This window comes from Streptomyces sp. NPDC043867 (assembly GCF_056435845.1).
In genome coordinates this window covers 168206-177450 of sequence record NZ_JBWKDS010000015.1, presented here as the reverse complement: position 1 = coordinate 177450, position 9245 = coordinate 168206, and the positions used below count along the sequence as shown (strand labels likewise).

General features: G+C 73.4%; 8 protein-coding genes. 2 read left to right on the top strand and 6 right to left on the bottom strand.

Annotation, left to right across the window (positions count from 1 at the left end; all coding sequences use genetic code 11):
• The first annotated feature begins 578 nt into the window (after positions 1-578).
• Positions 579-1580: a tryptophan--tRNA ligase gene (gene trpS, locus AC069T_RS17645; RefSeq protein WP_478783612.1), complete on the top strand. Its 1002-nt coding sequence runs from the start codon at positions 579-581 to the stop codon at positions 1578-1580.
• Positions 1581-1640: 60 nt separating this feature from the next.
• On the opposite strand, the gene proC is transcribed toward trpS, so the two are convergent.
• The 6 genes from proC to AC069T_RS17615 form a co-directional block, all read right to left on the bottom strand.
• Positions 1641-2450 carry a pyrroline-5-carboxylate reductase gene (proC, locus tag AC069T_RS17640; protein WP_476753605.1) on the bottom strand — a complete coding sequence of 270 codons (810 nt, stop codon included), beginning with the start codon at positions 2448-2450 and terminating at the stop codon, positions 1641-1643.
• A gap of 142 nt (positions 2451-2592) precedes the next feature.
• Positions 2593-3387 (bottom strand): ABC transporter permease, encoded by a 795-nt coding sequence (locus tag AC069T_RS17635; RefSeq protein WP_478783611.1) that lies wholly within the window; start codon positions 3385-3387, stop codon positions 2593-2595.
• Entirely contained in the window at positions 3384-4244 is an 861-nt protein-coding gene (locus tag AC069T_RS17630) for an ABC transporter ATP-binding protein (RefSeq protein ID WP_478783610.1), read from the bottom strand. Before AC069T_RS17630 ends, AC069T_RS17635 begins: the two co-directional genes overlap by 4 nt.
• 151 nt (positions 4245-4395) lie before the next feature.
• Positions 4396-5214, bottom strand: coding sequence for a class I SAM-dependent methyltransferase (locus AC069T_RS17625; RefSeq protein ID WP_478783609.1), 819 nt, complete (start codon positions 5212-5214; stop codon positions 4396-4398).
• Positions 5215-5632: 418 nt separating this feature from the next.
• Positions 5633-6118, bottom strand: a complete 486-nt coding sequence (locus AC069T_RS17620; protein WP_478783608.1) for an EamA/RhaT family transporter — start codon at positions 6116-6118, stop codon at positions 5633-5635.
• A 54-nt stretch (positions 6119-6172) separates the two neighbouring features.
• Positions 6173-6529: an SH3 domain-containing protein gene (locus AC069T_RS17615; protein WP_478783607.1), complete on the bottom strand. Its 357-nt coding sequence runs from the start codon at positions 6527-6529 to the stop codon at positions 6173-6175.
• Positions 6530-6726: 197 nt separating this feature from the next.
• Between AC069T_RS17615 and AC069T_RS17610 the strand changes: the two genes are divergently transcribed.
• The gene (locus AC069T_RS17610; RefSeq protein ID WP_478783606.1) at positions 6727-9018 is read left to right on the top strand and encodes a serine/threonine-protein kinase; all 2292 of its coding nucleotides are present in this window, start codon (positions 6727-6729) and stop codon (positions 9016-9018) included.
• Positions 9019-9245 lie beyond the last annotated feature (227 nt).

Sequence of the window (9245 nt, the reverse complement as noted above, 5' to 3'; positions counted from 1 at the left end):
TGCGTTTCCGACTCTATCAGACCGTTTCCGGTTCCGATTTCCTCGGTGCTTTCCAGGTTTCCGCTTTCGCGTTTCCCTTTCCGGCGGTTCCGACTCTACCAGATCCTTTCGGGCCTGATTCCCAGTCAGCGGGGCTTGCCTTCCCGGCTTTTGGGCCGTTCCGACGAGTGAGACTTTAGCGGAATCTCGGCTCCCGAGCTAATCGGGCCGACGTCCTTTCGAACGGGGATTCCTCATTTCGCAAGCACGCATGAAAACGACGCGACGACTGAACGCCGTTCGTTGGATGCTTGCTGCGGAATGGCCGTCCGGGGACCGACCGGAGTCGGCGCTCACGTCGGACAGCCCGGAGAACATTACGTACGGGGCAGGGGCGTGTCAACTCCACCCCTGGGAGCGCCCCGGAGGCGTACTCTCGGTCCATGACTACGCATGCGTGCACCCAGCAGTGGTGGGCCGCCTGAGGGCGGCCGTGCTCACGTATGCATCCAACGGCCGCCGCCTCGGCGGCCGTTTTTGCGTCTCCCTCCGGGAGGACCGGCCGGCGGTCGCGGCGGTCCCGACCAGGAGGTGGAGTGATGACGCGGATCTTCAGCGGGGTCAAGCCGACCGGGCATCTGACGCTGGGGAACTACTTGGGGGCCGTACGGCGGTGGGCCGAGGTCGACCAGCACCGGGCCGACGCCCTCTTCTGCATCGTGGACCTGCACGCGCTGACCGTGGACCACGATCCGGCCCGGGTGCGCAGACTCAGCAGGCAGGCGGCCACGCTGCTGCTGGCGTCGGGGCTGGATCCGGAGCTGTGCACGGTGTTCGTGCAGAGTCAGGTGGACGAGCACACGCGGCTGTCTTACCTGCTGGAGTGCGTCGCGACCGACGGGGAGATGCGGCGGATGATCCAGTACAAGGAGAAGGCCGCCCGGGAGCGGGAGCGCGGCGGGAGTGTGCGCCTGTCGCTGCTGACGTATCCCGTACTGATGGCGGCGGACATCCTGGCGTACGGGACGGACGAGGTGCCGGTCGGGGACGACCAGACCCAGCACGTCGAGCTCACGCGGGATCTCGCGGTGCGCTTCAACCAGCGGTACGGGCACACGTTCGTGGTGCCGCGGGCCACCCGGCCCGAGGTCGCGGCGCGGGTGATGAACCTGCAGGAGCCGACGTCGAAAATGGGCAAGAGCGACGACGTCGGGCCGGGGGTCGTGTATCTGCTCGACGAGCCGGACACCGTACGCAAGAAGGTGATGCGGGCGGTCACGGACAGCGCTCAGGACGTGGTGTACGACCCGGAGAAGCGGCCCGGCGTCTCCAATCTGCTGGAGATCCTCGCGAGCTGCGCGGGTGGTGACCCCGAGGCGTTGAGCGGGTCGTACACGTCGTACGGAGCGTTGAAGAGGGACACCGCCGAGGCCGTGGTCGAACTGCTGAGGCCCGTCCAGGAGAGGCACAAGGAGTTGTGCGCGGACCCCGCCCATGTGGCGGGGGTGCTGCGGCGGGGTGCGGAGCGGGCGAGAGAGCTGGGGCGGCCGACGGTCGACGCGGCGTACCGGGCGATCGGGTTGCTGCCTGCGGGCGGATGACCGGCGACGGGCAGGGGTCCGGGGGCCGGGGGGTGGCGCGCCCCCGGCTTCGGGGCCGGGTCAGCTGTTGCCGGAGGCCAGTGCGCGGCTGCGGTCGCGGGCGGCTTCCAGCGCGGCGATGAGGGCCGCGCGCACGCCGTGGTTCTCCAGCTCGCGGATGGCGTTGATCGTGGTGCCCGCGGGGGAGGTGACGTTCTCGCGGAGCTTCACGGGGTGCTCGCCGCTGTCGCGGAGCATCACGGCGGCGCCGATCGCGGACTGGACGATGAGGTCGTGGGCCTTGTCGCGGGGCAGGCCGAGCAGGATGCCCGCGTCCGTCATGGCTTCGACCAGGTAGAAGAAGTACGCGGGTCCCGAGCCGGAGAGCGCGGTGCAGGCGTCCTGCTGGGACTCGGGGACGCGGAGCGTCTTGCCGACGGCGCCGAAGATCTCCTCGGCGTGGGCGAGGTGCTCGGCGGTGGCGTGGCTGCCCGCGGAGATGACGGACATGGCCTCGTCGACGAGCGCGGGGGTGTTCGTCATGACGCGGACGACGGGAGTGCCCTCGGCGAGCCGCTCCTCGAAGTAGGAGGTGGGGATGCCCGCGGCGCCGCTGATGACGAGGCGGCCGACGGGGACGTGCGGGGCGAGCTCGTCGAGGAGGGTGCCCATGTCCTGGGGCTTGACCGTGAGGATCAGGGTGTCGGCGGTCCTGGCGGCCTCGATGTTGCCGACCGGGGTGACTCCGTGGCGCTGGTGGAGTTCCTCGGCGCGCTCGGGGCGGCGGGCGGTGACCAGCAGGTCGGCGGGGGCCCAGCCGGCGCGGATCATGCCGCTGAGCAGGGCCTCGCCGATCTTGCCGGTACCGAGGACTGCGACTTTCTGGCTCATGTGCGGGTGCCCTCCGGGGGTGCGTCGTCCGGTGTCCATCCTCGCACCCGGGGTGCCGGGAGGGCCGTGCTGTCCGTTGGGCGGGACGGGGGCCGTCCGGCCGGCACCTCTCGGGTCGTGCGCCTGCGGCGGGTGGCGGCTTTCAGTTCGTGCGCCTGCGGAGCGTGGCCGCGCCGAGGGTCAGGACCAGGAGGGCGCAGCCCGCGACGATCAGGGCGTCGCGGACGAAGGCGGCCGTCATGTCGGGGTGCGTGAGGACCTCGTTCATGCCGTCGACGGCGTAGGACATGGGGAGGACGTCGGAGATCGCTTCGAGGACGGGGTGCATGTCCGAGCGCGGGGCGAACAGGCCGCAGAGGAGGAGCTGGGGGAAGATCACGGCCGGCATGAACTGGACCGCCTGGAACTCCGAGGCCGCGAAGGCGGAGACGAAGAGGCCGAGGGCCGTGCCGAGCAGCGCGTCGAGCAGGGCGACCAGCAGGAGCAGCCAGGGCGAGCCGGTGACGTCCAGTCCGAGGAACCAGACGGCCAGCCCGGTGGCGAGCGCGGACTGGACGATCGCGAGGGCACCGAAGGCGAGGGCGTAGCCGGCGATGAGGTCGCCCTTGCCCAGGGGCATGGCGAGGAGGCGTTCGAGGGTGCCGGAGGTGCGTTCGCGCAGGGTGGCGATGGAGGTGACCAGGAACATCGTGATGAGCGGGAAGATCCCGAGCAGCGAGGCGCCGATGGAGTCGAAGGTGCGCGGGCTGGCGTCGAACACGTAGCGCAGCAGCAGGAGCATCACGCACGGGATGAGGATCATCAGCGCGATGGTGCGCGGGTCGTGGCGGAGCTGGCGCAGGACGCGGGTCGCGGTCGCGGTGGTGCGGGAGCGGTTGACGGCGCTCGGGCGGGCCGCCGGGTCCGCGCCCGGGCGGGTGGCTGTGGTGGTGCTCATCGGGCGGTCTCCTTGCGGGGACGGTCGTCGTTCGCGGCCGGGGTGCCGGTGGCGGGAGGGGTGCCTGCGGGGGTGGGCCGGCCGGCGACGACGGCCTCGTCGACCAGGTGGAGGAAGGCGGCTTCGACGGTGTCGGAGCCGGTGCGCTCACGGAGGGCGTCGGGGGTGCCGTCGGCGAGGATCCCGCCCTCGCGCATCAGGAGCAGCCGGTGGCAGCGCTCGGCCTCGTCCATGACGTGTGAGGACACGAGGAGGGTGGCGCCGCGGTCGGCGGCGATGGAGTGGAAGAGGCTCCACAGGTCGCGGCGCAGGACGGGGTCGAGGCCGACGGTGGGCTCGTCGAGGACGAGGAGTTCGGGGGTGCCGAGGAGGGCGACGGCGAGGGAGACGCGGCTGCGCTGGCCGCCGGAGAGGTTGCCCGCGAGGGAGTCTGCGTGGGTGGTGAGGTCGACGTCGGCAATGGCCCGGGTGACGTGCTCGTGGCGTCGGTCGGCGGCCGGCCGGCCGGGGTCGAGGATCGCGGCGAAGTAGTCGAGGTTCTGGCGGACGGACAGGTCGTCGTAGACGGAGGGGGCCTGGGTGACGTAACCGATGCGGGAGCGGAGGGCGGCGTCGCCGGCGGGGCGGCCGAGGACTTCGAGGGTGCCGGTCACCCTGGCCTGGGTGCCGACGGTCGCGCGCATCAGGGTGGACTTGCCGCAGCCCGAGGGGCCGAGCAGGCCGGTGATCTGCCCACGGGGTACGGCGAAGTCGAGTCCGCGCAGGACCTGGCGGGTGCCGCGTACGACGGTGAGGCCTTCGGCGCGGACGGCCGGGGGCGCGGTGGGGTCGGGCGGCCGCCGATTGATATTCACCATGTGATGATTATTGCGGGCTGGAGTGCTCGCTCGTCAAGGCCTGGGTTGGCGTGCCGCAGACGCCGCGCTGACCACACGGGGTGGGCGCGCGGCCGGGTCGTGGCGGCCCGGTGGGGGTGGGCCGGGGGCCGGTGGGGGCCGCCGGCCGGGGTCACGGGCGGGTGGCGACGATCAGCATGACGTCGTAGATCTCCTCGACCCGTCCGTCCGGGAAGACCTCCAGGAGGTGGGTGCGCTCCTCGGCGAGGAAGGCCGACGTCCCCTCCTCGCCGAGGACCAGGAAGAGCGAGTGGCTGCCGATGTTGGCGAGGTGGGTGTCGAGGGGGACCGTGCGGCTCCAGCGGATCCGGCGGTGTGCGAACTCGGGGACGTGCGGGGCGTTGGTGAAGGCCAGCTCGGCGCGGGGGCCGCCGCCGCTCTTCTTGCCGATGCCCGCCCCGAAGCGGCGTTCCACCCGGCCCGCCTGGGCGGCGATCCACGGGACGTCCTGGGCGTCCATGTTCCACCACAGGGCGAGGGCGCCGCCCGGACGCAGCACCCGCATCGCCTCCGGGACCGAGCGGGCCGGGTCGGTCCAGTGCCAGGCCTGGGCGTAGGTGAGGAGGTCGGCGCGGGCGGCGGCGAGCGGGAGCGCGTTGCCGTCGCCGCGGACCAGCGGGACGCCGGGGAGGGCGCGGCGGAATTCGGCCGCCATGCCCTCGCCCGGCTCGACGGCGAGCACGTCCGCGCCCCTCGCGCGCAGCAGCGCGGTCGCGATGCCGGTGCCGGCGCCCACGTCGACGACGCGGGCGCCGGCGACGGGGCGGCCCGCCAGGTCTTCGAGGGCGTCGAAGAGGGCGGCCGGGTAGGAGGGGCGGTTCGCGGCGTACTGGGCGGCGGCGGCGTTGAAGGAGTGGGCCCGGGTGCGGTGGGAGGAGGCGTGGGCTGTGGGGTTCGAGTCGCGGTCCGAGTCGTGTGCGGGGGCGGCCATACGGTCATGGTGGCCGGGGCGGGACGGGAGGGGCAGGTGATTTCGTGCCGACCGGTGATGCGCCGACGGGTTTTCGCCCCCTCCGCCCCTTCCCGTCCCGAGGGTCTCGCCCCCGGCCCGCATCGCCTGCGGACTCGCCCTCGGACGCCGGACGGGCCGAAGTGCGCACGTCGGCCGCTTCGCCGGACGGGCTGCGGTGCGCTGCGCCGGCCGTGCCGCTCCCCGGAGGGCTGCGGTGCGCTAGGCCGTGTCCGCAAAGTCCCGCCTGTTCCGCGACGCCTGGCACGCACTCTCGCCGCACCGGGCGAAGCCCCAAGTACGGTCCAGTACGAAGGTCTCCGCCCGGCACGCCGAGAGCACGCACCAGACGCCGCGGAACCCGCCCTCCGGGCGGACGACGAGACTTTGCGGACACGGCCTAGCCGTGCCGCTTCCTGGACGGGTTGCGGGTGCGGCGTTCGGTGCGGCGCTCGTACTGGGTGCGGGCCGCCTCGTACTCCTCGCGGTGGAGCTTCTCGCCCGGGGCCTCGGAGAGGGAGCGGAAGAAGTAGGCGAAGAGGGAGCCGACGAAGCCGACGGCGAGGAGTCCGCGGAGCGAGGCCTGCCGGTCGGGGTCGGGGCGCTCGGCGAAGGTCTCCCACGTGTGGCGGAAGGCGAGCGCGCTGCACACCGCGAACATCACGACGACCAGCAGCGTCACGGCCCGGCCCACATCCGCGATCGCCAGGCCCTGGTAGGCGAAGCGCAGGACGAAGCAGGCGGCGACCGCGGCGGCGAGGGAACCGGCGGCCACACCGGCCCGGCGGGCCGCGTAGCCGCCGTCGTGCTCCACCCACGTCGTGCCGAAGAAACGGATGGGCTCGGGCTGGGGGCCCGCGGGGGTACCGGTCTCGTCGCTGCTCACGCGACGATTATCGCCCCCGCGACCCGGTCCCCCGCGAACCCCGCGCACCGGCGCTCAGCCGCAGCGCGGCGCGACGTATCCGTCGCTGCCGGTCTTCACGTACGCGTCCGAGACGTACTCGCCGCTCGCGATGTTGTCCCAGAGGCTCGTCGTCCCGTACGGGCCGCTGATCGTCTCGCCCGGGCGCTGGCAGAAGATCGCCACGCGCGAGCCCTCGGGCAGGACCCGGACGATGCGGTACGAGGTGCCGGGACCGCTGCGGACGTTGACCGTCCGGCCCGGTGCGATCGCGTAGTACTGCAGCGCCGCCTCCGCCGTGCTCGCGGCCGTCGTCGTGGCCACGGCCTCTGCCGCGGTGCTCTCGGTTTCCGTTCTCTCGGTCCCGGTGCTCTCGATGCGGTCAACAGCCATGAAGGCCTCCCCCGTTGAATCTGACTGGATGAATCCGGCTGGATGTCGCGTCCGTCCCACGGACGACCGTCGACATCACGCCAAGCACAGTTGTTCGCCTGTCGCACGCGGAGGCTAGCAAGCCGCCTCTGTCTCGCACGAAGCATCGACTAGGCTCCGTGCGTCGCGCGCGGACGAACAGCACGGGGGTGGGTTCCATGGCGCCACAGCGGAACGCCGGAGCGGATGCGGAAGCGGAACTTCCCGAATACGCCGGCCGGTACCGCCTGGAGGATCGCCTCGGGTCCGGTGGGATGGGCGTCGTCCATCTCGCCCGCAGCGAATCCGGGCTGCGCCTCGCGGTGAAGGTCGTCCACGCGGAATTCGCCAGGGACCCCGAGTTCAGGGGGCGGTTCCGGCAGGAGATCGCCGCCGCGCGCCGGGTGAGCGGCGCGTTCACCGCGCCCGTCGTCGACGCCGACCCCGACAGCGGACGTCCGTGGATGGCCACGCTGTTCATCCCCGCGCCGACCCTCGCCGAGCATGTGAAGCGGAACGGGCCCATGGGCACCGGTCAGTTGCGCCGCCTGATGGCCGGACTCGCCGAGGCGCTGCGGGACATCCACCGGGTGGGGGTGGTCCACCGCGACCTCAAGCCCAGCAACGTCCTGCTCGCCGAGGACGGCCCCAAGGTCATCGACTTCGGCATCTCCCGGCCGTCCGACAGCGAACTGCACACCGAGACGGGCAAGTTGATCGGCACGCCGCCCTTCATGGCGCCCGAGCAGTTCCGGCGTCCGCGGGAGGTGGGTCCCGCCGCGGACATCTTCGCCCTGGGGTCGGTGATGGTGCACGCGGCCACGGGCCGCGGCCCCTTCGACTCCGACAGCCCGTACGTCGTCGCGTACCAGGTCGTGCACGACGAGCCGGACCTGACCGGCGTGCCGGAGAACCTCGCGCCGTTCGTCACGCGCTGTCTGGCCAAGGAGCCGGAGGACAGGCCCACTCCCGACGAGCTGATGCGGGAACTGCGCTCGGCGGCCGCCTCGTACGACACCCAGGCGTTCATACCGGCACAGCGGGCGGCCCTGCCCTTCGGTCCCGTGGACGCGGCCCGCGAGGGTGGCTGGGGCGGCAGTGCCGGGGACGGTGACGGTGACGGTGACGGGCGAGAAGGGCGGGGCGACGGCGGACGGGAGGAGGGCGCGTCCGGCGGGAGTGGCCGGGGGGCGGACGCGCCGGGCGGCAGTGGCCGGGAGGCGGACGCGGTGCGCGGCTCCGCGGGGCGGCTGCGCAACCGGCTGCTCCTCGCCGTCGGAGCGCTCGCCCTGGTCGTGGGCGGTGGACTGGCCTCGGCCCAGTTGGTCTTCCAGGACCGCGACGCTCCCCACGGTGACCGGCCCCAGCCCGCGTCGACGGTCGTCAGCACCTGGGACACCCGGCCGGCGTCCGACCCGGCGGGCCCCGCCGGCACCGACGGCTCCCCCGGGACGCATTCCTCCGGAGAGGCCTTCGGGACGCCGCAGTGCGCCTACGCGGCGGACAAGCTGTTCTGCGCGCAGCCCGGGCTGGTCTCCGCGCTGGACCCGGCCGACGGCACGGTGCTGTGGCGGCACACGTCCACCGAGCGGGCCGGCCCGGTCCCTTCGCCGGTCGTCTCCGGCGGCCTGGTGCACGTCGTGACCCACGAGGGGCGGCGGCTCGAGGCGCTCGACCCGGCCACGGGCCGGACGCGCTGGAAGCTGGACCTCTCGGCGTACGGCGGTGTCGGGCACGCGGGCGGCACCGTGCTGCTCACCGATGCCGACGGGACCGTCACGGGCGTCGACGGCGCCTCCGGCCACAAGCGCTGGCGCCACCGGCTGTCCGGGCACCTCTCACCGGCCGTCGTCGCCTTCCCCGGCGGCGGGCCCGCGTACGCCACGAGCCTGACGGCCGACGGGTCCGGTACGCACGTCACCGCGGTGGACCCCGGGACCGGGGCGGTGCGCTGGGACACCCGGCTGGCGGGCCGGCTGACCCCGGCCGGCACCCGGCACGGCGCTCTGGTCCTCACCGCCGACGACCTGAACGGTGAGACGAACGCCCTGGTCAGGTACGACCCGCGCACGGAGACGTCGCGCCGGGTCGCGCTCCCGGTGGCGCTCCCGCAGGCCCAGGCCACCGTCCGCGGGGACACCGTCCATCTGCTGGCCACCGGTGGCGGGATGGTCGCCGTCGACCTGGACACGCTGAAACAGCGGTGGCGGCTGGAGACGTCCGTCAGCCGGGGCTCGGCACCCGTCGCCGACGCCCGGCACGTGTACTTCACCTCGGCCGACGGGCGGCTGCTCGCCGTGGACGGCCGCGTGGGCCGGCTCGTCGGCCAGACCTCGATCCGGCTCGGCGCCCGGTCCGACCGGGTCGTGGCGCAGCTCCCGGCGCCCTCGGTGGCGGGCGGACGCGTGTACGCGAGCGCGCCCGACGGAACGGTGTTCGCGGTGGCGGGGAACGACCCGGCGGGGTGGTGAGCGGGAGACGCCCGGGGTGAGCCGGGGACGTGCCGGGGCCGGGAGCCCGGCGGGCGCGAGCCGACATGGGTCCGGGCGGTGGGCTTGGTGGCTCGCGCCGTCGGGGGCGGGAGCCGTGGAGGGGGGGGGGGGCCGCACGAAGAGAACACCCCCCCGCACCCCCCTCCCCCCCCCCCCCCCCCCCCCCAGTGCCCCCCACCCCCCCCACCCCCCCACCCCCCCCCCCC